The sequence below is a fragment of the Spirosoma oryzicola genome (assembly GCF_021233055.1).
In the GTDB taxonomy this organism is placed as follows: domain Bacteria; phylum Bacteroidota; class Bacteroidia; order Cytophagales; family Spirosomataceae; genus Spirosoma; species Spirosoma oryzicola.
Genome location: NZ_CP089538.1, coordinates 3,219,978 through 3,243,436, shown reverse-complemented (window position 1 = coordinate 3,243,436; position 23,459 = coordinate 3,219,978). Strand labels below are relative to the sequence as shown.

Sequence of the window (23,459 nt, the reverse complement as noted above, 5' to 3'; positions counted from 1 at the left end):
GAGAATTTATTGTGAAGTAACGAAGCTAAATATAAAATAATGTTTACTTATTTCAATGGCTGACTATTTTCCAATAATCTTCTTTATTTCCGTATCCGGGAGCAGGGTGACGAATTAGTGAGCAGCTGTTTTTCCGGTAAACTTCGTATCATTGACACGCATGTTACGAAGACCTGTTTTTACCGCTATCCTTCTGCTTGTCGTGCTCACGGCGGAAGCCCAAATCTTTCCTGTTCTTGACCAGAATCCAGCCAGTCTACGCTGGTATCGGCTGAGAACCCCTCATTTCAACGTACTTTACCCAAGGGGGCTTGACTCCACGGCTCAGCGAACGGCCCAACGAATCGAAAGCTTGTACGAACCCGCCAGCGCGTCACTCGAGAAAAAACCAAGACGAATTTCGCTGCTGATCCAGAATCAGACCACCAACAGCAACGGCTTTGTCACGCTGTTTCCGCGCCGGTCGGAATTTTTTGCGATACCTCCCCAGGACCCCGGCTTACTGGGAACGTTCAACTGGCTTGATCAACTGGCCGTTCACGAGTACCGGCATGTGGTTCAAAATGACAAAGCGTTGCAGGGGTATGGTCGATTTCTGTATACCGTATTTGGTAATTCGGGCTTATTTCTGCCGTTGCTGACGGTGCCCGACTGGTTTGCGGAAGGGGATGCGGTAAGCACCGAAACGTTGCTGAGTACGAGTGGGCGGGGTCGTATCCCTAATTTTGACGTAGGCATGCGGGCTAATTTGCTGGCTGGTCGTCGCTTCGACTACCCAAAAGCCGTTGGGGGTTCGTATCGGGATAACGTGCCCAACCATTACGTGCTTGGCTACTTCATGACAACTTACCTGAAGCGTACGTATGGTCCCGATGTGTGGAGCCGGGTGCTAAATCGAAACTACCGCCGGTTTCCCTGGCCGTTTGCGTTTTCGGCCAGCATTAAAGACGAAACAAAACTGCGTACCGAGGATTTGTACCGCAAAACGATGGATGACTTAACCGAAAGCTGGCAAAAACAGCAGGAACGGCTAACCATCACTCCCGCGACTCTGCTTCCGGTCGAAGCCGAAAAAGCCGACAGCAAACGGCCTGTATTCACCAATTACCAGTATCCGCAATTCCTGACCGATTCAACGATTCTATGCGTGAAAAGCGGGCTTGGTGACACCCCCCGACTGGTTATTTTGGGTAAAAACGGTACCGAGAAAACGATTTTTGTGCAGGGTTTTCCAAATGATCCGAGTATGCTGTCGGCAACTGCCAACAAGGTATGCTGGATCGAATTCGGTTATGATCCGCGCTGGGGGCAACGCATTTACTCAAACGTTCGGCTGCTCAACCTGACCACCGGTACGCTGACCCGTCTGACGCACCGCGCTCGGTACACTGCGGCTGCGCTGTCGCCCGACAATTCAAAAATTGGGGTTGTACAAAATACGGAGCGGTATAAAACACAACTGCTCGTGCTGGACGGCAAAACGGGAAAGGTCGTAAAGATACTTTCCAATCCGGAAAACGAGTTTTTTCTCCATCCCCGTTGGTTGGCGGACAATAAGACGCTATCCGTCGTTGCGCTCAAAAATAACCGGAAAACAATTCTGACGATCGATACCGAGACCGATGCACGCACGGAGCTATTGCCGTACGCGAATGAAAACCTGAGTAACCCACAGCCCTGGCGCGATTATATTTTTTACAATTCGCCCCGCTCGGGTATCGACAATATCTACGCCGTGAATGTCCGTACAAAGCAGGTCTCTCAGGTCACGTCACGACCCTTGGCCGCTTATCATGCAACGGTGTCGCCATCGGGAACCGCACTCGCCTTCGACGATTTTGCCGCAACCGGCTACCGCATTGCCCGTATGCCGCTGAATCCGTCTGACTGGAAGGCTGTTCCTACCAGCCCGAATGCGCCAGGGCAGGTGCAGCCCGTTCGCTTCTTTGGTTCGTTGCCGAGCATAGAACCGGGGGCAAGCCAGGGCCGCCAAATTTTAACCGACTCGGTACCCGTATCCGCGCCTTACCCGTCCACTCGTTTTCGACGGCTGGCCAACGCGGTCAACGTCTACAGCTGGGGACCAACTATCAGCAGTACCGGGCAGGCATTATCGGTCGGCTTGAGCTCACAGGATTTATTAAGTACTACCCAGATCGGAGTTGGCTATGGCTATAATCAAGCGGAGCGGGTCGGAAACTTCTACGCCAATCTAAGCTACCAGGGCCTGTACCCAATTTTTGACCTGAGTTTTCAGCATGGTAACCGCAACACATCGCTCTACATCGACCGGGTTGCCCCCGCTGATAGTCTGCGCTCCGATCAATGGCAGTACAACCAGCTTACAGCAGGGATTCGACTCCCCTTGCAACTAACCAATTCGAAATACATTCAGGGCTTAAACCTGTCCGCTTATTACAGCTATTTACAAGTTTCGGGCTATGATTTGCCCTTTCGATACATAACCGACGTTGGTTCGGCAGGTTCGCTGAATGCGCTGACTTACGGCTTTAGCTATTCAAGAGTATTGCGCCAAAGTAAACGCGACGTAGCTCCGCGCTGGGGCCAGACCATTTCGGCCAACTGGCGAACGACACCTTTCGGGGGGCGCTTAACCGCCGAACAGTGGGGGATTCAGGGAAACGTGTATTTGCCCGGCATTGGAAAACACCAGGCTATCCGGTTGCGGGGTGGCTATCAGGAGCAATCCAGGGGTACATACCGGTTTAGCGCATTGGTGTTTTACCCACGCGGACAGTCTTATATTAGTGATGATCAAATCACGGCTGGTAGCGTTGAATACCGCTTGCCGATAGCCGATACGCACTGGTCGCTGGGGCGTTGGCTGTACGTTCAGCGTATTAAAGCGGCCGGGTTTTTTGATGCCGCGGAGGGGCAAAGCCTGATCGAAGTGCGCGATCGATTTGGCCGAGTGAGCGGGTACCAAACAGAGCGTCAGGGCTATCGAACAACGGGTCTGGATGTGTCGTTCGTCTTCAACGCACTTCGGCTAAGGACGCCATTGGAGGCCGGTTTTCGCACAATTTACAACATCACTACGCAGCAATGGCTGGTTCAGCCGCTCGTCATTGATATTGGTTTCTAAACGATTATCGGGTTGGCGAATATACAATTTGCCAACCCGATAATCGTATTACCACTTCACGCTCAACCGCACGCCCCCGACACCGTTCCGGGTTGGCGCGGCATTGTAAAATCGATTGCCGACTGCATTCAGATCGTAGCCAAGCGAGTACGTCTGATTCAGCAGGTTATCGCCACTAGCGTAGATGTCCAGCGTCCAGTGTTGGCCCAGCGGTCGGCGGAACCCAACGGTAGCCTGTAACAACCGGGTTGGGTCGGAGGTGACGGTGTTGGCGTCCGTAAGGGGGAAGGGATCCAGAAACTGAAAAGTCACGTGGGCATAAACGCCCAGTCGGGTTTCGGCATCCAGACCCGTCACGAGCGTTGTTGGCGCTACACCCGGTACCCGGTTGTTCGACAAATCCGTAGTGCCCTGCTGGTAATCCCGGAACCGATAGTTGGTCAGCGTCATGCTGTGCCAGATGCGCAGGAGCGAAAATGACGAGGCTTTATAAGGGCTGATAAAATCGTAGGAAAGCTGTGCTTCGAGGCCACGTTGGTCGGTACGGCCCGCGTTGACAAAGAATTCAGCTCCGGCAGCATTGGACCGTCGAACAATGGTTTGGCGGAGGTAAAACTGGTATAGCGTTACATCGAACCGAAACCGACTGTTGAACGCCGAGCCACGTAGTCCCACCTCATAATTTGTTCCCAGTTCGGGGTCAAGCGTGGTATTGAAGCCACCCGCCGATGGCCGAACTTCCTGGCTGGATGGAGCCGAATAGCCGGTGCTGATACTGGCAAACGCGGATAAGTTATTGCCAAACGTGCGCAGTAACGCTACCCGAGGTAGCCAGACGGGCGAAAAATTGCGGGTAAGGGTTGTGGCCGGTAAAGCGCCTGCTGACCGAACCGGGAAGCGGGTAAAGCCATAGCGTACATCGTTTCGGCTTAATCCTGCTGTTAACCGGAAACGGGCAGGAAGTACCGTTTCGGCCTGGGCAAAAACGGTGCTCTGTCGGGCGGTCAGTTCTTCGTCCGTTTGAATGGTGTCGGGTGTGCCACCCCGGTTGCCAAAATTGCGGTCTACGGTGAAATTACGCAGCAACTCCGCCCCAACGGTAAAGGTAGTCGGGAGCGGACCATTCGGGAATCGAATCTGGGTGATGGTTCGTCCGCCGATTCCCTGATCCGTTCGTTTTTCGTAGTTCGTAATGAAGGGATTGGCAAAGTCCGTTGTCGAACCGTAAATAACGGTTGTGTTTTGAATCCGGTCGTTCCAGCGGTATTCATGCGAAAAACCCAGGTAGCCGACTTTTTGATAGATACCTGCTTGCTGAGCCGCACTGCTTGGTAACGTCGCCGTTGCCGGGCGCGATGCCCGTGGGTTAGCCCGAAACTGCGCTTCTGTTAGTCCGCCCGGCGTCTGGTAGTGCAGATCCGAATAAAGACCGAGCACTGATATCGTTCGCTTCGGACTGACGCTGAACGAGCCGATCAAGCTTATGTTGTCACGTACTACGGCGCTTTGTTCCCGGTAGCCATCCGATTGAAGATGGTTATAGCTCAGGCTGATGGCCGAATTGTTTTTGCCGGTTTGGACGGCGACCCCGTTGCCGTATAAGCCATAACTACCACCCAAAGCCGATAATTCGATGTTCGTCTTTCCCGCCGGAACCCCTAATCCGCTGAACAGAACCGTACCGCCCGTACCCGCTCCGTACAAACTTCCCGATGGCCCTTTAATGACTTCAATCCGTCCTAACGCCCGAACGTCGAGCGCATTGAGGGGAGTATTGCCCCCTGCATCCGTGAGCGGAAGTTCATTCCAGTAGGTTTTAACGTTTCGCACACCAAAGGGGGACCGAATGGCACTGCCCCGGATCGCCAGCCGGTAACTACCCGGTGACCGCTCATCGGCCCGTACGCCCGGCAGGGTGTTCAGAGATGGGACGATGGTAGGCGTTCCGAAGCGTTGATTCAGGTCACGTCGGGTCAATAAGCCGACGGAAGCGGGTGTTTCCAGCAAACGTCGGTTTGTCGCGTACCCACGCACCACCACTTCGTTCAACTGAAGCGTGTCATCTAAGGAACTGGGCGTAGGGGTTTGCGCGAAAAGTAACGCAGGAGAAGTGATCAGGCCGCTTAAAATAACAGCGGACAGGTAGCGGTTTAACATAGAGTTGAGCAATAAAAAAAGGAAGGTACTGGCACTAAGCTGCAAAGGTCAGCACGTAATCGGACAAACGTGCTTGTTTGCTACATTTTTGTGAATGATTCCATGCATGAATGTTCTACTTTTCCAACACAAGGGCAGAACGGAAAGGTTTCAGGCCGGTTCGATATGAACCAGCACATCGTACACGGCTGGTTTGGCTTCCATGATGGCGGCTTTCACGGCATGGGCAATTTCATGGCCCTGACTAACGGTCAACGTACCGGGTACGGTGAGGTGCAGGTCGATGAAATACTCAAATCCTGTTTTGCGAACCCTGAATTTTTCAATGCCTTTTACCTGAGGCACGGTCATGGCGATGGTTGTCAGTTCCTGTTCCCAGTCGCCAGCGGGTGCTTCGTCCATAATCTCGCCAAACGAAGGCCGGAAAATCTGGTAGGCATTGAAAAAAATAAAGCCCGATGCCAGCAAAGCTGCCCAGTCGTCCGCACTTTCGTAACCCGGTCCACCAATCAGGGCGATGCTGATTCCCACAAATGCCGTTAACGACGTAATGGCGTCGCTGCGATGGTGCCAGGCGTCTGCTTTCACGGCGCTGCTATCAACCTCGGCTCCCACTTTGGCAATGCGCCGAAACAACACCTCTTTGACCACCACAACCCCCGCCAGCACAAACAACGTAAATGGAGCGGGAATAGCGTGCGGCACCTGAATGTTCTGAATACTTTGGACCGCAATCAAAATAGCCGCTCCCACCAGCGCCATGGAGACGACAATAGCGGCCAGCGGTTCGGCTTTTCCGTGGCCGAAGGGATGGTTCTGATCGGGCGCTTTGGACGCAGTACGCAAACCTACCCACACAAAAAGCGAGGTGACAATATCCGTGGCCGATTCCATCGCGTCGGCGATGAGCGCGTACGAATGACCTAACCAACCCGCAAGCCCTTTCACCAGGACGAGGCCAATGTTGACAAAAATACCGACGAGTGTTGTTTTCTCCCCCCGTTTGGCTTTATGAGGTTCTAGCGTTGATGCGTCCATGAGGCACTTTGTATAAAACGATAAACAGCAGAAGCCAACAAAGATCACGGGAGAATTGCAAAAAATTAAGAAAGTAACCCGGATATTCGTGTTCAGCCTGGTTTTGTTCGTTAACCGGGCATGAATGCAGGGGCTACTTCGGCCATTGCTGTAATGGTTTTACACCTTGGTTGACTTTGGAAGCTGACCGCTGGGGTACGAGCAGGACGGTCAGTGCTGTTTTTGCGTTTGCCGGTAGCTTGGTTTCAAAGCCAACCCGTGTTGTACCGGGGTTTGGCGCGTCGTAGTCATGTGGCGGATCGGTGGGCCAGGTCTTCAGCGTTACGCGGGCGGGTTCCTGTACCAGCAGCCTGAGTACCTTGCCATCTTTCGTTAGTTCAACGGTCTTATCGTCTACGATCGTAACGGTGGCCGGTGTAAGCAAGGTCCAGCGAGCCGTTGTTCCATTGGGCAGCGTTTCCAATTCATCCCGAACAACGACGTAGGCTTTGTCGACAATCGCAATGCCGCGATTTGCTTTTGGCAGCGCCCCTTTGTAGATATCGGTAAGATCAGTTGTCACGTTCATAAACGAAGACGTTTTTGAAGAACTGGTTAGGGGTGCTTTCCCCTCGACACGTTGTAGCTGATCGTTAATCGTTAAGGTGTTGTGCGCAAAATTGTTGTACCGAAACACTTGCCAGCGTTGCGAATCCTGCTTGCCATTCCACAGATCAACGCCTTTCGACTCCAGCGATTCGTAGTTCTGCATACCGAAATCCATCGCCCAGCGAACCCCGTCTGCCTCCATAACGAAGGAGCCAATATCCATGTGGGCGTGATTCGTTGACGCACTACCCCCTTTCATCGCCACGTAGATCGCGTTGGGGTCAGACCACGATGTTCGCATCAGGGCAACCGGTGTTTTACCCATGCCTACCCACATCGTCGATTTGGGTTCTGCGACGGTCGATACGCCAACACCGTTGCTCCACAGAATAGCCGCTGGCAGAAGTCGGTTTTTCAGGTGTTGCTTGGTGTCGCTATTCATCAAACGGCTGCGTTCTACCCAAAGTAAGGAAGGATCGTTGCGCTTTTGGGCAAACCAGAACATGGCGGGTTGCAACTCACCACTCAAACCGGAATCCGAGAAGTTAAAGGCATTGTTCGATGGCCCGGTCATGTTTTCCATAAAACCAGCGGTTTCCAGAAAGCCCGGTTTAGCGGACAAGCCGAAGTCAGTGCCGAACGCTTTTTCCATTGCGCTCAGAAACATGACGTTGAAGCTGGTTCCGTAGCCCCAGTAGCCGTATCCTTCGGGGTAAGCACCGCTTGGGCTGTAATCGCCCATTGGCAAAACGATAGAGTCAATGGCGCGGTTGATAATCCGCTTCGCCAGATCAGGCTGGTCTTCGTAGATCGCTAGTGCTCCGTAAGCCATGCCCGCATTGCAAACCTGGTTCCAGTTGTGACTTGCCTTGAGCCAGCTGTTGTATTGGTTATTCAGTGATGGCTCCAACCCTTTTTTGAGAATCGCTTCTTTGATAACCGAGCGTGACTGGTCCGATAAGTCATTGTGTAGCCAGTCGTAGCCGAGCGAAACGGCCATCGTCATTTCGGCCACGTCCAGAAAATGCAACGGATTCCAATCGCTGAAAGCCGACACCGCTTGCAATTCCTGATCGGCGCGTTTCAGGTATTTGTCCTGATGGGTCATTCGCCAGGCGTAGGCAAGGAAAAACAACCGGCGCAGGGCTTCCCTGGATGTAGACAGCAACCGGCGACCAACCTGAATGCGTTCCAGCGGAGCGGCTGCTACCAATCCATCCGACTCGTTCAGGATCGCCTGATGAAGCTTGCCCCACGTTTTGTCGGCACCGACCGTTCGTTTGAGCGCGTCTTCTTCGCCCTTGCCCAACAGAATGCGTGGGTGATCGGCCAGTTTGGGCGTTGTTGCCAGATGATCGACCTGCGCGGAAGCGGAATTTTTTGTTAGCGGTATAAGGGCGACGAATACGAGAAGCAGCGATAGCGGTTTCATGCAGGAGCGCAGTTGAGAGTAAGTAGCTTACGGGTTATAAGCGGGTTGTATCCCTTTTTTTACTCACAAACAGTACGACCCAATTGCCACTCGTCGCTTTAGCGTTGTATGCCGGAAGCAGCCCGGACTTCGGCTATTTAGGTAGCTTCATGCGGTATAAACGGAACGGGTAATCGACTTTGTCTTCGCCGTCATTGTAGCGTTTGGTGCGGTGAATTTGCGCGGCTGTCAGGTACAGATAGCCGTCCGAGCCGATCCCAAAGCTATCAGGCCAGAGCAGGCGGCTATCGCGGACGAGCGTTTCGAGCTTGCGGTCGGGGGTGAGGTAGCGCACCGCTTTGGTGGGCGAATCGGTCAGATACACGTTTCCTGCTTTGTCGGAATACATCCCGTGCGAAACGCCCGTTTCGGCCATCGTTTCAACGTACGAAGAAACCTCCGATGGACTCAACTTTGGATCGTTAAGGTACTGCGTTTCAATGCGAAATAATTTTGTCTGTGTGATGGGTCGGTAATACAGGTATTTGAAATCGTCGGTCAGGGCGATGCCGTTGACGTTGCTGCTGAAATATTTTCCTTTGGTGTCGCGGACTTCTTTGCCGTCGATTTTAAGGTGAAAATCAGGGTCGGCTTTGGTCGATTTGTCACCTTCCAGCAATGAGCGGCTTTTCCCCGAGTTTAGATCAAGTACGACAATAGCCGCTCGACCAGGGTCTGACAGATACGCCACTTGCCGACGTGTATCGACGCGAACGTCGTTGAGCGCGCTTTTCTCGCGGGGAATGTCTTCGAAGCGATAAATCTTTTCTACCTGGTTTGTCGCCAGGTTGATTTTCATCAGTTTGATGCCCTGAACAAGCGGTGGCTGTTCGGCGGGATTCGCCGGGTCGAGTACCCAAAGTGCGTTATTCTGATCAACGAACAGCGCCTGCACGTTAATAAACCGATTCTGTGGGTTGAGCGAATCCCACTTGTTCCACTCCTCATTCGGGTAAGGACGACGCTGTCCGTTCACGATTTCCGCCAGGCCGTAATCGTAATCGGTAGGGGTCTTAGGGAACGTAACAAAAATGCGGTTTTCCTTCGACACACCTACGCCAATAGGCTGATGTTTTCCGAATTCGGCAACGGTTTCGAGTTTTGGCGATAGAGCCGGTTGCGCGAACAAGCTGTAACTACTTGATAGAAGCAACGCAGTAAGGAGCGGAGTTTTCATATAAACCTCAGACGTAAAGAATACGGATGTAACGCCGGACAGAAGAGAAGGTTTATGGAATTTACGCCATCCTGGTCGTCCGTTCCATTCGCTAAGGTTCGGTCATATCGCCTAAACTTCGCCGTTCAGCAGACAGTTGAAGATCGACGTGCGTGAGCCTAATCAACGTTATGAACTATTCGAAATACGCTACAATCATAGTAGTCAGTCAGCTCTTTATTGGTGGGCTGGCCGTGGCACAAAACCAGCCATACGCAACCATTGGCCAGGTTGTCCGGATCGATCCGCAAGTAAACCGACTTATTCCGTCCGATGCCAAAATTGAAATCATCGCGTCTGGGTTCGGGCATCTGGAAGGTCCCGTCTGGGTACGCGACAGCAGCTATCTGCTCGTGAATGAAACCAAAGCGCAAACCACCTATAAGTGGTCGCCCAAAACGGGCTTGTCGAAGTTTGTCGAGCATAACGGCTATACGGGCCGACTGCCGTATAGCGAAGAACCCGGCAGCAACGGCATGACCGTCGACTCAAAAGGACAACTAATCGTCTGCGATCATGGCGACCGGCGAATTGCGGCCATGCCGCTACGGGGTAAGGGCGGTAAACGAACGCTCACTGACAATGCGCAGGGTAAACGGTACAGTAGTCCCAACGACGTGGTGGCTCATACCAACGGCAGCCTGTATTTTAGCGATCCGCCGTATGGGTTGCCGCAGCAGGACAAAGATCCCGGCAAGGAAACAACCGTCAATGGCGTTTACCGCTATGCGCCGAACGGGACGGTAACGCTCTTGATCAAAGACCTGGCTTTACCGAACGGACTGGCTTTTTCAGCCGATGGCAAGACGCTGTTCGTGTCGCAGTCCGATTCGACAAAGCCGCTGATCATGGCCTATCCCGTAGTCGCTGACGGTTCCGTTGGCAAAGGCCGGGTTTTCTACGATGGGTCGTCACTGCCAAAATTTCGCCCCAAAGAAGTGTTCGACGGCCTTAAAACAGACCGGGACGGCAACCTCTGGACATCGGGGCCCGGCGGCTTATTGATTATATCGCCAGCCGGTAAACTAATTGGCCGCATCGACACGGGTGAGGTTATTTCCAACTGCGCCTGGGGTGACGACGGTTCGACGCTGTATCTGGCTTCCAGCATGTTTTTGTGCCGGATCAAAACCAACGCGAAAGGGATCCTGCCCGGATCGAAGTAAGGCGTTCGTCGTGTTCTTTTCTTCGGGTTAATTCGGGAGTTAATGGCTCCTTATGGCCGAGTTTTGAACCAAAATAACGTACTGGAAACAAGCCGTTGTTGGTAGCTTGAGATCAAACTGGATCTGCCGCGATTTGGGCTGGGTCCATGCTTTCACCGTAGACAGGTTACATTCGCTTTCTTGTTTTTACTTTCATGAAACGTCAACAGCCCAATTATTACAACTAAAAAAATAATCAATGTTGGTAGGCTTGGTGGGTTCACATTAACGAGAGCGTGCGTAAGGGCTACAAGCATCCAGGATTTTGTTTTTCTGTAAAATTCGGCCATCCCTGCACTTCCTGCCGCAATCAGTACTAAGAATTGGAATGGATTTTCCGTTATAAGCCGATTTGGAAATGAGTAATGCCAAGTAAACCAAAGTACCGTACTTATTAAAACTACAGTTAAAAATGAATATTTACTGAGTTCATTTCCTAAGAAAACCCGCCATCCCAATTCCTCTAACAGTGTGTAGTAGAGGGCATATACCGACCACAAAATAATCAGCGAATAATCGGTCTTACCTAGTACGATATTGTTGATGATTGTGCCGATGAAAAATAGGCCAAGTCCAACAAATTCAATTTTTCTAACCCATTTGGTTTTACTGAAAAATTCTACTTTTAGAGGGGTTTTATACAGAAAACTTACCACTATTGCTGATAAGAATGGTCAGAATCCGACATTCAAAATCCACTTGATTCCGTGTAAAGGCAAAATAGTTTGAAGTAGATGTAAGCAATAGGAAATGCCAAAGGCTAAAACAAAGTATAAGGTGATTTTTAGGGTGACTGCCTTGTCGAAGTTTAATTTGCCTGTTTTCATAGTGGATTGTTTTTGGCCTGCCTACGTTATTTTTGTTGTCTGGTGATACTACTGTCCCCACTTGCCGTCTGTCGAACGTCTACTGCGAAAGGCACACCGCACCAGCGTCCCGGTTCGCATTGTGTAGTACTGAACTGTGCCTGGCTTCCAGCATGTTTTATACCGAATCAAGAACCCGCGAAAGGCATTCTGCCCGGATCGAAACAGGGTGTTTGGCGTAACTCGTCTGGTTGATCAAAAAACCAACGGCTCTGTCATATCCGAGTTGCGGACCAGAATGACATACTGAAAATAAGCCGTTGTCGGTAGCTTGGGATCGAACTGGATCTGCTGCGACTTCGGCATGTAGGGAGCGTACTTTACACGGATAGGCGTCGTCCGGGCGAATGAACCGGGTCGGTCGACGGCAAAGAGCGTCAGGGTGTTTGGACGGGTAGCGGCTCGCATGGCACCGGTTCCTTCGGATTGCATCAACTCACTGTCGTTGTTGAACTTGTCAAGGCGTGTGTAGGGCTTACCTTTATCCTGCCAGAAAGGAGGCAGAAAAGCCGTTGGTACCATCGAGTAGGAGTCCAGGTAGCTGAAGGTGATTGATACAATCTTGTCGTGCAGATACAGGTCGGATTCTTTCAGCATACAGGCAAACGATTTTGTCCGGTTCGTCAGCGGACTTTGCAACACATGAAAAAAGCCCCAGAATCCGTACAGCTTTTCGTTGTTCAGCGTTGGTAACAGCGTTTTGAAATTCGTGAAAATCGTTACTTCGCGGCTTTTGATGGTTTGCAGATAACCGACGTTCGTCAGCAGATGGTGAAGGGTAGGCGCTTGGGGACCAAACGTTTTCTGGTAGGCTTTTTCGTTCTTTTTCCAATCGTCAAGCCAGGTCAACGCTAGGTTGGCGGCCAAACTGTCGGCGTCTTTTTTCGTCAGCTTTTGAACAAGCGAGTCGGCCAGTGACTGGGCGGCTTTGGGTAGCTTTTTACCGCGTATCAGTTCGGTCAGGTGTTCGGCTACCAGCGCGTTGTCTTGGATGCGGTCGATACCGACAAACTGAATCTGGCGCTGAGCGGGAAGCGTTTGGTTCAACGCCCGGATTTTCTGAATCTTCCGGAAGAAATCCTTATTCGCCCACTGGGCTGTCTGCTGGACCCAGCTCCTGAATACCTTCTTCAGGGTCGCGTCGTCGCCAGTTTTGAGGTAGTCGTTCAGGTAATGCGCTTTGGTCGCGTCTACCTCGGCAATGTAATAGCGGATGCCCAGCTTTCGATTCAGGTGTTTGAGCAAGTCAAAATCAACTTCCTGTGGCTTCTGGACGCCGTGCGATTCGCCCAGCAAAAAAAGTTGGTTCTGGTAAAAAGCGTCATCGAACAGCGTAAATTTTGGATCGTTACCCGTTGCGATTTCTTCCTGTGGGATAGTGCCGTACGAAAGGCTGTCGGACTGCGCCTGGACGAAAGATCCGGTCAAAAGGGTTAGGAATAAGCAGAAAAAAATGGGCGAAAGGCGGATTGGAAAGGCGAAAAACTGCATAGCTGAACTAGGTTTTGAATCGGTTGAATGATACAAAACTCAGTCAGCGGAAACGGCGCTGCAAGGGGGTGGGACACGCAGTACGGTACAGGGATAAAATGACGTTTCCGGGCCGTTTGGGACGGAAAGGGATGAATGGGAAGCCGAAAAATGGTTGTCTTTAGCTAGGAAAGAGCCGGACCGCCTATCAATGGCGGCAATGTCATACGTTGATCGAAGGCTTCCAGATAACTCCGGGAAACGGGGATCTTAACCTCAGCGCCGGTGATCGTTAACTGGTAGCCCCGTGCGTTGCCTTCCGTCTGGCTAACGGCTTTCAGATTGACCAGAAAAGCGCGGTGGGAACGAAAAAACTGCGGATAATTGCTGAGCGTGTCGGCGATTTCTTTGAGGGTGCTTCTCAGAACGGTTTTCTGCGGCTGAGCCAGATTTAACCAATGCACATCGACATAGTTTCCGACCGATTCGATATAAAGCAACTGGTCGGGTTGCAGACTCAAGCGCTCCTTCCCGTTTTCAGAGGTAAGCACAATCGGGCTGGATTGGACAAACTCCTGACCCTGTATCACGCTGACGGTAGGGGTGGCCGCAACGGTTACCGCCGTCTCCGCGCGTTGACTAACGAACTCGTTCAAGGTCTGCGCGTGGGCCAGATTCCGTTTAAGGCGTCGTTGTTCTGCGACAAATACCCCCAGCATGATCGGGAAGAATCCAATGACGGTAACGGAAAAATACATCTGCCCAAAACTTGGCCGGGACACATTCAACAAACTTAGAATAAGCTGATTACTGCAACTGATCAGGAACAGAACCAGTAGGACGTGCGGAATGTGCCGACCCACGGTCCACCGATCTTCGTTGTAAAAGGCAGGAACCAGCTTTGGTATAAGCACGTTGGCTAAGAGTACAACCCCAACAACGCCGACCGAAACCAACGCCGTCATCATCAGTCGGTCGAGGTGGCTGAAACTACCGCTCAGTAGACTGGTAAATACGAAAACGTAAAGGCCGCCCTGCCAAGCCAGTTTGACGTGGTTACGGAAGCTAAATTCTTCGGCAATGGGACGGTTCAGGAACGAGCGTACAGATTGAAGCATACCGACAAAAATAACAAGACGAGTACGGTTTCAAAAATCTTTACGCCTGGGTTATAAGTGCGTATCTTTGTGCTATGCTTTTGGAACAGAAACAACAGGAACTAGATACCCTCGAATCCACACCGGCTACGCTGCCGGTTATGGAAGCTTTTTATACGCTTCAGGGGGAAGGCGCTCACACCGGACGGGCGGCTTACTTCATCCGGCTCGGCGGCTGCGACGTAGGATGCCACTGGTGCGACGTTAAAGAATCGTGGGATGCCGACGCGCATCCGAAACAATCCATTGAGGCTATTGTGGAAGGGGCCTTGCAGTACCCTGGCCGCATGGCAGTCATAACGGGTGGAGAGCCGCTCATGCACGATCTTACCGACCTTACAGCCGCGCTGCATCGCGCCGGTTTCCAGACCAACATCGAAACGTCGGGCGTGTGTCAGGCCGTTACCGGCTCGTGGGACTGGATCTGCTTTTCACCCAAAAAATTCAAAAAGCCCAACCCGGCTATTTTTCAGAAAGCCGACGAACTGAAAGTAATCATTTACAATTCGTCTGATTTTGCGTTTGCCGAATCGTTTGTACCGCATCTGCGACCTGATTGCAAACTCTTTTTGCAAACAGAGTGGAGTCGTTCCAATGAAATGCTGTCCCGCATCGTTGATTACGTTAAAGATCACCCGCAATGGCAAATTTCGTTGCAGACACACAAATACATGGACATTCCGTAAAGGAAAAAGTTTGGCGCTTCTGGATGGGTACGTTTCGTAGTAAAGATAATCAACGTGTTTGTGCGGACACGGTGTTGACATGCCGCACCACCGCACTACAGACGAGTAACCCCGAACGCTACGTTTCCCGCGCTTTACTTTATTCGCTGCTGATTGGCCTGTTGCTCTTTCCCTGTACATCGCTGCTCGCGCAGAACGCTAAAGCAAAGGAGCTCTATAATCAGGCAATCAAACTATTCGGCGAGCGCAAGGCGAACGAAGCGATTCCGTTCATGGAGCAGGCTGTCAAGCAGGACCCTGACTTTGTGGATGCGTACCTGAAACTTGGGCAACTTTATGAGTTTACCCGCCGGTACGAACCCGCCGTTGCCGCTTACCGGAACGCAATAAAAATTCAGCCCGACAGTCCGGCGTCAGGAGCGGCCTACCAATCGTTGAGTAACACACTCCTTCGGTTGGGGCGTTACGCGGAAGCGTTGCCTTATCTGGAAAAGTTTCAGACACTGTTTCCGCCCCAGTCGGTGCAGGGAAAACGCATTGGTCGTCAGATTGAGTCCGCGCGGTTTGCGCAGGAGGCTGTTCAGCATCCGCAACCGGTTGATCCCAAGCCGCTGTCGCCTGTCTTGCAAACCACACCTTCGCAGTATTTTCCCGTACTGACCGCCGATGAGCAGACGCTTGTTTTTACGGCCCTCAAGCCCGAAGGGGACGAGGACCTGTTGACCTCAACCTTCAACGGCGAAACCTGGTCACCGCCGGTTTCGCTTGACGCCAGCATCAACACGCCCGACAACGAAGGTACCGCTAGCTTGTCAGCGGATGGACGGATGCTGGTATTTACGGCTTGTCAGGGGCGGAAAGGGTTCGGCAGTTGTGATCTGTATCTGAGTCGCAAAACCGGCAACGACTGGTCAGCTCCCGAAAATCTTGGTTCGTCAGTAAATACGCGCTTTTACGAGTCGCAGCCGTCGTTATCCGCGGATGGCAGACGGCTTTATTTCGTGTCGGACAGGCCGGGCGGAAAAGGGCGACGTGACATCTGGCGCAGCGATCTGGACGGCGAAGGAAACTGGCGGGAGCCGGTCAACATTGGCGAGCCGGTCAACACGGCTTTCAACGAAGCGTCGCCGTTTATTCACGCCAATGGGCAGAGTCTGTTCTTTGCGTCGGAAGGGCATGTCGGGATGGGCGGGTACGATTTATTCGTATCGGACAGCTCCGCAACGGGCTGGTCGTCACCTGCTAATCTGGGTTACCCAATCAACACCTCCGAAGACCAGGCTTCGTTATTTGTGGCGGCCAATGGCAAGCGGGCTTATTACTCATTTGAGGAGCAGAAAGACGGTGTTTCGCAAAAGTCGAGACTGTACGCGTTTGACTTGCCCGAATCGCTGCGGGAGCGGGTAAAGCCCGTGAGTTACCTCAAAGGAATTGTCGCCGATGCGAAAACGAAAAAGCCGTTGGCCGCTACGGTCGAATTGATTGACTTAGCCACGAACCAAGTTGTTTCACGCGTACAGGCCGATCAGCAGACGGGTCAGTACACGGCTGTGCTGCCCAGTGGTGGTGAGTACGCGTTGTACGTCAGTGTGCCGGGGTATCTGTTCAAAAGTCTTTCGTTCGACTTCACCCAGAAGCGGGACGCGGGCGCGGGAATGTCTATGAACGTACCGCTTGAACCTGCCATTGCGGGCGAAACGGCTAAAGAAACGCTGAACAACCTATTTTTCGAAACGGGTCGCTACGATCTTGCCGACAAATCACGTACGGAACTGGATCGCTTATCGGCCTTTCTGAAAGCCAGCCCCGCCGTCAAAATCGAAATTGCGGGCCACACCGACGACCGGGGTGACGCAGCAGCGAACCTGACTCTTTCGCAGAAGCGAGCCCAGGCTGTTGTGGCGTATCTAACGAAAACAGGTGTTGATCCGGGTCGAATACGGGCCGCGGGATTTGGGAAAACCCGCCCACTTGTGCCAAATACGAGCGACGAAAACCGCCGGTTGAATCGCCGGATCGAGTGGCGCGTGCTTTGAGAAAGCTTTGGCGTATGGCTTTTGTATCGGGATCAACCAAAATAGATCGGTTGTTGCTTACACGGTTACGCTCTTTTGCTTTCCTGCGGGATTTTTTTCAATTTTGTATATGTTGTCTTAATGCTCTCCTTTTTTAGGGAACGGTATTTTGTTAAAAAGAAGACAACGTAGTACCAATCACATGACTTCCGAACACGTTAAGTGCCTGATCATCGGCTCCGGCCCAGCTGGCTATACAGCGGCTATATACGCATCGCGGGCTAATATGCACCCTGTTATGTACCAGGGACCACAGCCTGGTGGTCAATTGACCATTACCAATGAGGTAGACAATTTCCCTGGTTATCCGGACGGTGTTCAGGGACCGCAGATGATGCTGGATTTAGAGAATCAGGCCCGTCGGTTTGGTACGGATATTCGCTATGGCATGGTCACCAACGTTGATTTCTCGGGTCCTGTACACCGGGCCATCGTTGATGACAAACACGAGATAACCGCCGATTCGGTTATTATTTCAACCGGGGCTTCGGCCAAATGGCTAGGTCTGCCATCTGAGATGCGGCTAAACGGTAAGGGCGTTTCGGCCTGTGCTGTTTGCGACGGCTTTTTCTTCCGGGGGCAGGATGTCGCGATTGTCGGGGCGGGGGATACCGCAGCCGAGGAAGCCAGCTATCTGGCTAACTTGTGCCGCAAAGTATACATGCTCGTTCGCCGGGACGAAATGCGGGCGTCGAAATTCATGCAGCAGCGCGTTAAAACCGCTCCAAACATCGAAATCCTGTATAATACCGAAACGGTAGAAGTGCTGGGCGACGATGAAGTGTCAGGTATCCGGGTAAAAGATACGGTAACGGGCGAAGAAAACGTTCTAGACGTGACCGGCTTCTTTGTTGCCATCGGTCACAAACCAAATACAGATATTTTTAAAGGGTACCTTCATCTAGACGAAAACGGTTACATTCTGACCGACAAAGGAAGTACCCGCACCAATATTCCTGGTGTCTTTGCCTGCGGAGACGCCCAGGATAACATTTATCGTCAGGCTATTACAGCCGCCGGAACCGGTTGTATGGCTGCCCTTGATGCTGAACGTTATCTTGTCACTGTAGAAATGCAGGAGCAACAACTTGTTCATTAACTTACTAGTTTGCAGCTACCCGTTGTCAGTAGGCTGATCCATAAGCGTACCGACAACGGGTAGCTGCAAACTCATCTTTGATACTGATGAGAAAAACGGCTGTTCGATGGCTCCTAGCCGTTGGCTGTCTGTGTGTTACCCTAACAACACAGGCACAGGAACGGGGGCGGTTTAAAAAGAACCTTACGATTACACCCAAAAATCAGGCTAACCCGAATGCACCCATCGTTGATCAGCCTCAGAAAGCGGACGAAGCATTCGAACAAGAAACTACCCAACTGCGCTTTAATAACCAATTCGAACCCAAAAAAGAACTGAATAAGGTCGTCAGCGAAGACACCAGCACCATCGACCAGGGCGAATCCAGCGTGGTTGAAATAATTGACTCGGTCCTGGTCGGCAACGAATGGGTTAAAATAGCGGACTACTACGCCGTTTGGGACTCCCGCACCATTGACCCCTACAACATCAATCCACTGGAGTTTAACGAAGCTATCGATCTTAAGCTCTATGACCCACCAGCCAACCACTACTGGTCAGCGCCCTTGAACGAGGGCAAAATGACCTCTACGTTTGGGTATCGGTGGGGCCGCTGGCATACGGGTACCGACCTAGATCTGGAAACGGGTGACCCGGTCTACGCGGCTTTTGATGGGATTGTCCGGGTTGTAGGCTGGGATGGCAACGGGTATGGCCGCTACGTACTGGTTCGCCATTATAATGGACTGGAAACCCTCTATGGACACATGTCCAAACAAACCGTTGAGACGGGGCAGCTTGTCAAGGCAGGTGATCAGGTGGGGCTTGGTGGAAATACCGGTCGGAGCTTTGGCGCGCACTTGCACTTCGAAACACGTTACGAAGGCAACCCGTTTAGTCCGCTCAACATTTACTCATTTCCGGAGAATACAATTAACTCGGATCATTTTCTGCTGACCGGCTCGGTATGGGATTACCTGCGGGGAGGTCGCTCGTCGTCGTCGGAATCTGGCTCCCGACCGCACATCAAACGGACGGTGTTACACCGGGTCCGTTCGGGAGAAACGCTTAGCTCGATTGCCAGTCGTTATGGCATGTCTGTGTCGGCGTTGAGTCGGAAAAACCATCTTTCTTCCCGGTCACGTATTCGTCCCGGTCAGAAACTGCGGGTCAATTAACGGAGTAGAAAATTGACGAATAGATTTTAAAATGCCTGCTTACTGTGTGTAAGCAGGCATTTTTCATTTATAGTTGGTTGATCTTAACCAGTTGGTATGGCTTCTGGCGAAGTTCGGTCAACAGTTCGTCCAGGTGATCGTATAACTTATCAGTACGACTTGGCGCTGTACCCAAGTGCATCAGTAGAATAAACCCGTTCAGGCCACTACTATTCCGTTGTTCGTACGTACGAATCGATTGCAGAATAGTCTCGCTGTCCCGGTAATTACCTGCTTCTGGTGTGGTATAGTCTGCGTGGCTTAGCGTTCCGGGTGTGTAATTGACTAGTTGTAAACCCGCTTGCCGAGTCCAGGTTGAAATGCTGTCATTGTACCATTCGTAAGGCGGAAGAAACCAGGTTGCTTTGCTGCGCTGAATACCGAATCGGCCTAAAGCGGTATAATTCGCCTTTAAATCCCGCAAAAACTGCTCGCGCGTGACCAGCAGACTATCGCGCTTGGTCCAGTCGCAGTACAGTAAATGCTGATCGGAGTGAGGGCCGATGTAATGCCCATCGCGACGAAGCTGCTGCACGAGCGAAGCGTTGGCCCGGTTGCGCAGGAAACGTCCGGTCAGAAAAAAAGACGCCTTCACCTTGTGTTTGCGAAGCACCTTCGCAATGGTCATACCACCATCGGCAAATTCGTCGCCCGTAAACACCAAGGAAAGTTGTCGGCTGCTGGTATCACCCTGAATTTTAGCTCCTTTATCGAAGGTGGCTTTTGAATCGGTAATCGACGGTTGACCTGCTTTTGGCGTCAACCGGGCTAATTCTACGGTTTTGGGCCGCTTTTCGGACTGTTTGGCTGCCAGCAGGTAAACAAGCGAAGCGGTTCCGTCCATCGTGGGTTCGTTGGTGCTGTAGTCGCCAAAATCGTCGTGGTAGACCGCCAGATCACTCTGAAAAAGGGCGTACTCATCGGGCTCTTTGAGCGTGATACCGATCAGATTCTTGTAAATACTGCCACGTACGGGACCATCCACCAAACCGCCATCGATCGGATAGTTTTTTAGGTGCGTAAAGGCAGAATGCGGGTCGGCGGGCGTGTCAGCCATAGCCGGTAAGCCGTATACAAAGCTCGTTCCCCACGGATTGCAGCCAAATAGCCAGTCGAAATTCGCCTGTTCGAGCGCGGCATACTGCTGATCATTCGTTAACTGACGATACCAGTAACATTGGGTGGCGAACGAAGTAGTCAGGTTGTTACTGCACCAGATAAACGGCACACCCCGGTAAAAAGCGTTTTGCCTGGCTCGTTGCCAGACGGTTTCAATGCCGCGTTTGTAAAAATCGGTGACCGGTTTGCGCTGGCTGATCGGAAGTCGTTTAGCGAGTTCGGCGTGACCGATATTGACGAAAGGATACCACTGATAATGGCGGGCCGTATCGTTGTCGATCCAGGGTGTGACCGGCTCCTGACGCGCAAATTTAAGAGCTGTGCTCCGCCACTGAACGGCCTGTTTGCTAGCCGAACCCGCTACATTCAGTTGTTCTACGGCGGCCAATTCCATATCATCCGTATAATTATCCTCTTCGTAGAAATAAGGTGCGCGACCCGGTGCAGTCTGGCTATTGCCGGGCTTTTGAATGCCAAGCTGATAAGCTGATTGAGACCGTTGGCGAAGCCGGTTTACGTAGTCACGATCTACGTAGTCCGAAGGACGATTGCGCATGAGCTGATAACCGAGGGCCAGTGCACTGCTGACTTTGCCAGCGGTAGACGCTACGCCCGTCGCCCGGTTTTTGTACTTGAAAAGACCCTGTGGTTCGCCGGTTGCAAAGTAAACGGGACGCTCGAACCCTTTACCGTACAGCTTATCTTCCTGAGGAATCCGCAGGCCAGCGTGGTCGCGGTCATCGCCGAGTTGGTTGAACAGCCACTCGTCGGTCGGGTGCATTTTCAGGAGCCAGTCGAGGCCCCAGCGCGCTTCGTCAAGAACATCGGGCTGACCGTTTGCGCCCGCAAGTCCGTTGGTTTGGTGCTGATCCGCAAAAGCCGTTGGAAAGTCACGCAAGGCGGCCAGCAAGTGATAGGTCGCATTGGCCGATGTTGTGACATACTGCAAATAGTCCGACGCATCGTGCCAGCCACCCGACGCGTCAATGTGCGTGCTATCGGGCATGGGACCGTACATCGTATAGCCGTCATGGGTGTGACAGGAATCCTTTAAAAACGGATTGAAACCGCTGCGCTGTTGCCGCATGTAACGCAGACAAAAATCGGCAGCTCCATCATACACGTCCTCGCCGATGCGAAACGCGGGCGAACGAGTGCCTTCATCGGTACGAAGGTAATAGCGGCCCGGTTGCCGGAAGGCCGAGAAATTGAGTCGGCAGGTTTGGCGAAAAGGCCCGTAAGCACCAAAGGCCGGGCTAACTTCCCGCTGCCAGACCACCTGATTCGTTTCCGCATTGACGATTTGAAAGCGAGCCGTTTTTTTGTCGGTCAGGCTGGCCCACACGGCGTTTTTGGAACTGGACGGACGGTAGCCTAACAGATTTATCCGAATAACAGCCGTTTCGTCGGAACGAAAGGCAAAAGCCGCCAGCGTGATGACCACAGCCAGCAGAAGCAATAAACGATTGATCATAAGAGGAAGCCACGAATCAGAGAGCGTCTGATCTGTTCAGGCAAGATACGTGATTTTACCAGAGAAAGAAGAAAGAACGACGCAAGCCGCGCGAATGTCTGACGCTTGCTGCCCGGCTTTATCCCATTCGATAGGATATATTTTTTCGCCTAAACTTGCTTGTTAGACGCCTGTTAAAGAAGTGTTACGTGTTGTAACATCAATCTATGGATCACGTCGAGTGTGATTTATAGATTGATATTAATTCTTACTCAATGTTAAACAGTTGAAAAACGAATGAAAAATTTACTTACGCCTGTAGCAGGTGTTGTACTGGCAAGCCTTATTGTTGCCTGTAGCAAAGATGAAGCGTACAACACCCAGATTCCAGAAACAAACCAACAGCCAACGACAGCCCAGGTAACGGGTAGTGTGTTTGAGCCAGCATTAGTTCCTGCAACGGATGCGCGCATTGCCCAATTGACCGCTCCCGCTAACTTCACGGTAACCAAATTTGCGGATGGTTTGGGTAAACCCCGAATGCTGACCGTTGGTGCGTCGGGAGCCGTTTACGTGACCAGCCGGGATGCCGGAACGGTAACGTTACTCCGCGATACCAACAACGACGGTGTGGCTGAACAGAAGCAGGTTGTTGCCAACATCAAGAGCGTGCACGGCCTGACCATCAACGGAAATCGCATGTATCTGGTGTCCATCAACGATGTGTACGTAGCCAACATCAACGGCGATGGTACCTTGTCGGAACCGCAGCGCATCATCAATGATTTGCCCGATGCCGGTCAGCACCCGAACCGCACGATTGCGTTTGGTCCCGATGGCAAAATGTACATCACCGTAGGCAGCACCTGCAATGCCTGTGCAGAGCCGAACGTAGAGCACGCGACTATATTACAGGCAAACGCTGATGGATCGGGCCGTAAGGTATACGCCAAAGGCCTGCGCAACACGATTGGCTTCGGCTGGCACCCACAAACCAAAGAAATGTATGGTTTCGACCACGGCATCGATTGGCTAGGCGATGAACAGCAGCAAGAGGAGATTAACCTGATCAAAGAAGGGGCTTTCTACGGCTGGCCGTACATTTATGGTGATGGTCGATACAACCCGCATCCACGGCCCATGGGCGACACGACCTACGCCCAGATCCTGGCTAAAACTACGCTGCCTGTGCTACAATACGAAGCGCATGCTGCCCCACTCGGTATGGTCTTTTATACGGCGAACCAGTTTCCAACGGAATACCAGAACGACGCGTTTGTAACCATGCGCGGCTCATGGAATCGCACAAAGCCATCAGGTTATAAAGTTGTGCGGGTTCACTTTGAAAACGGTAAACCCGTCAGCACGCAGGATTTTGTTACGGGATTCCTCGTTGACGGTAACCAAGCCCAGTTTGGCCGTCCGGTTGGTATTGCCGTACAAACGGATGGCTCGCTTCTTTTCTCGGAAGACAACAACGGTGTTATCTATCGCGTAAGCTACCGTCGATAAGCGCACCGCGACAACCGCACACAGAAAAAGCGTAGCCAGGAATCT

The 23,459-nt window shown here is 52.1% G+C and carries 15 protein-coding genes; 7 read left to right on the top strand and 8 right to left on the bottom strand.

Annotated elements, in window-relative coordinates; all coding sequences use genetic code 11:
- Positions 1-160 precede the first annotated feature (160 nt).
- A complete protein-coding gene (locus LQ777_RS13755; protein WP_232558500.1) occupies positions 161-3,106 on the top strand; it encodes a TolB-like translocation protein in 2,946 nt (981 codons plus the stop codon).
- A 48-nt stretch (positions 3,107-3,154) separates the two neighbouring features.
- Here LQ777_RS13755 and LQ777_RS13750 read toward each other — a convergent pair whose 3' ends face one another.
- From LQ777_RS13750 to LQ777_RS13735, 4 genes are all read right to left on the bottom strand, one after another.
- Entirely contained in the window at positions 3,155-5,263 is a 2,109-nt protein-coding gene (locus LQ777_RS13750) for a TonB-dependent receptor (RefSeq protein ID WP_232558499.1), read from the bottom strand.
- A 150-nt stretch (positions 5,264-5,413) separates the two neighbouring features.
- A complete protein-coding gene (locus LQ777_RS13745; RefSeq protein ID WP_232558498.1) occupies positions 5,414-6,301 on the bottom strand; it encodes a cation diffusion facilitator family transporter in 888 nt (295 codons plus the stop codon).
- 133 nt (positions 6,302-6,434) lie between these two features.
- Positions 6,435-8,321 carry a heparinase II/III domain-containing protein gene (locus LQ777_RS13740; protein WP_232558497.1) on the bottom strand — a complete coding sequence of 629 codons (1,887 nt, stop codon included), beginning with the start codon at positions 8,319-8,321 and terminating at the stop codon, positions 6,435-6,437.
- Between the two features lie 133 nt (positions 8,322-8,454).
- A complete protein-coding gene (locus LQ777_RS13735) occupies positions 8,455-9,537 on the bottom strand; it encodes a major royal jelly family protein (protein ID WP_232558496.1) in 1,083 nt (360 codons plus the stop codon).
- Between the two features lie 170 nt (positions 9,538-9,707).
- On the opposite strand from LQ777_RS13735, the gene LQ777_RS13730 reads away from it, so the two are divergent.
- Positions 9,708-10,742, top strand: coding sequence for an SMP-30/gluconolactonase/LRE family protein (locus LQ777_RS13730; protein WP_232558495.1), 1,035 nt, complete (start codon positions 9,708-9,710; stop codon positions 10,740-10,742).
- Between the two features lie 152 nt (positions 10,743-10,894).
- On the opposite strand, the gene LQ777_RS13725 is transcribed toward LQ777_RS13730, so the two are convergent.
- From LQ777_RS13725 to LQ777_RS13715, 3 genes are all read right to left on the bottom strand, one after another.
- A complete protein-coding gene (locus LQ777_RS13725; RefSeq protein ID WP_232558494.1) occupies positions 10,895-11,437 on the bottom strand; it encodes a CPBP family intramembrane glutamic endopeptidase in 543 nt (180 codons plus the stop codon).
- A gap of 405 nt (positions 11,438-11,842) precedes the next feature.
- Positions 11,843-13,138: a TraB/GumN family protein gene (locus LQ777_RS13720; protein WP_232558493.1), complete on the bottom strand. Its 1,296-nt coding sequence runs from the start codon at positions 13,136-13,138 to the stop codon at positions 11,843-11,845.
- A 164-nt stretch (positions 13,139-13,302) separates the two neighbouring features.
- Positions 13,303-14,235, bottom strand: coding sequence for a LytR/AlgR family response regulator transcription factor (locus LQ777_RS13715; RefSeq protein WP_232558492.1), 933 nt, complete (start codon positions 14,233-14,235; stop codon positions 13,303-13,305).
- A gap of 74 nt (positions 14,236-14,309) precedes the next feature.
- On the opposite strand from LQ777_RS13715, the gene LQ777_RS13710 reads away from it, so the two are divergent.
- The 4 genes from LQ777_RS13710 to LQ777_RS13695 all read left to right on the top strand — a co-directional run bounded on the left by LQ777_RS13710 (position 14,310) and on the right by LQ777_RS13695 (position 19,291).
- Positions 14,310-14,960, top strand: a complete 651-nt coding sequence (locus tag LQ777_RS13710; RefSeq protein ID WP_232558491.1) for a 7-carboxy-7-deazaguanine synthase QueE — start codon at positions 14,310-14,312, stop codon at positions 14,958-14,960.
- Complete coding sequence (locus LQ777_RS13705) at positions 14,915-16,996, top strand: OmpA family protein (RefSeq protein ID WP_232558490.1); 2,082 nt, start codon at positions 14,915-14,917, stop codon at positions 16,994-16,996. Before LQ777_RS13710 ends, LQ777_RS13705 begins: the two co-directional genes overlap by 46 nt.
- A 181-nt stretch (positions 16,997-17,177) precedes the next feature.
- A complete protein-coding gene (trxB, locus tag LQ777_RS13700; protein ID WP_232558489.1) occupies positions 17,178-18,134 on the top strand; it encodes a thioredoxin-disulfide reductase in 957 nt (318 codons plus the stop codon).
- 86 nt (positions 18,135-18,220) lie between these two features.
- On the top strand, positions 18,221-19,291 hold the full coding sequence (locus tag LQ777_RS13695; RefSeq protein ID WP_232558488.1) for a peptidoglycan DD-metalloendopeptidase family protein: 1,071 nt from the start codon (positions 18,221-18,223) through the stop codon (positions 19,289-19,291).
- Positions 19,292-19,358: 67 nt separating this feature from the next.
- Here LQ777_RS13695 and LQ777_RS13690 read toward each other — a convergent pair whose 3' ends face one another.
- Positions 19,359-21,923 (bottom strand): bifunctional glycoside hydrolase family 9 protein/polysaccharide deacetylase, encoded by a 2,565-nt coding sequence (locus tag LQ777_RS13690; RefSeq protein ID WP_232558487.1) that lies wholly within the window; start codon positions 21,921-21,923, stop codon positions 19,359-19,361.
- A 276-nt stretch (positions 21,924-22,199) separates the two neighbouring features.
- Between LQ777_RS13690 and LQ777_RS13685 the strand changes: the two genes are divergently transcribed.
- Entirely contained in the window at positions 22,200-23,414 is a 1,215-nt protein-coding gene (locus LQ777_RS13685; RefSeq protein WP_232558486.1) for a PQQ-dependent sugar dehydrogenase, read from the top strand.
- Positions 23,415-23,459 lie beyond the last annotated feature (45 nt).

Excerpts from the sequence above, each read along its gene's own strand:
- LQ777_RS13755 (WP_232558500.1), top strand. The coding sequence starts at position 161 with ATGTTACGAAGACCTGTTTTTACCGCTATCCTTCTGCTTGTCGTGCTC.
- LQ777_RS13750 (WP_232558499.1), bottom strand. The coding sequence starts at position 5,263 with ATGTTAAACCGCTACCTGTCCGCTGTTATTTTAAGCGGCCTGATCACT.
- LQ777_RS13745 (WP_232558498.1), bottom strand. The coding sequence starts at position 6,301 with ATGGACGCATCAACGCTAGAACCTCATAAAGCCAAACGGGGGGAGAAA.
- LQ777_RS13740 (WP_232558497.1), bottom strand. The coding sequence starts at position 8,321 with ATGAAACCGCTATCGCTGCTTCTCGTATTCGTCGCCCTTATACCGCTA.
- LQ777_RS13735 (WP_232558496.1), bottom strand. The coding sequence starts at position 9,537 with ATGAAAACTCCGCTCCTTACTGCGTTGCTTCTATCAAGTAGTTACAGC.
- LQ777_RS13730 (WP_232558495.1), top strand. The coding sequence starts at position 9,708 with ATGAACTATTCGAAATACGCTACAATCATAGTAGTCAGTCAGCTCTTT.
- LQ777_RS13720 (WP_232558493.1), bottom strand. The coding sequence starts at position 13,138 with ATGCAGTTTTTCGCCTTTCCAATCCGCCTTTCGCCCATTTTTTTCTGC.
- LQ777_RS13715 (WP_232558492.1), bottom strand. The coding sequence starts at position 14,235 with ATGCTTCAATCTGTACGCTCGTTCCTGAACCGTCCCATTGCCGAAGAA.
- LQ777_RS13710 (WP_232558491.1), top strand. The coding sequence starts at position 14,310 with ATGCTTTTGGAACAGAAACAACAGGAACTAGATACCCTCGAATCCACA.
- LQ777_RS13705 (WP_232558490.1), top strand. The coding sequence starts at position 14,915 with ATGGCAAATTTCGTTGCAGACACACAAATACATGGACATTCCGTAAAG.
- trxB (WP_232558489.1), top strand. The coding sequence starts at position 17,178 with ATGACTTCCGAACACGTTAAGTGCCTGATCATCGGCTCCGGCCCAGCT.
- LQ777_RS13695 (WP_232558488.1), top strand. The coding sequence starts at position 18,221 with ATGAGAAAAACGGCTGTTCGATGGCTCCTAGCCGTTGGCTGTCTGTGT.
- LQ777_RS13690 (WP_232558487.1), bottom strand. The coding sequence starts at position 21,923 with ATGATCAATCGTTTATTGCTTCTGCTGGCTGTGGTCATCACGCTGGCG.
- LQ777_RS13685 (WP_232558486.1), top strand. The coding sequence starts at position 22,200 with ATGAAAAATTTACTTACGCCTGTAGCAGGTGTTGTACTGGCAAGCCTT.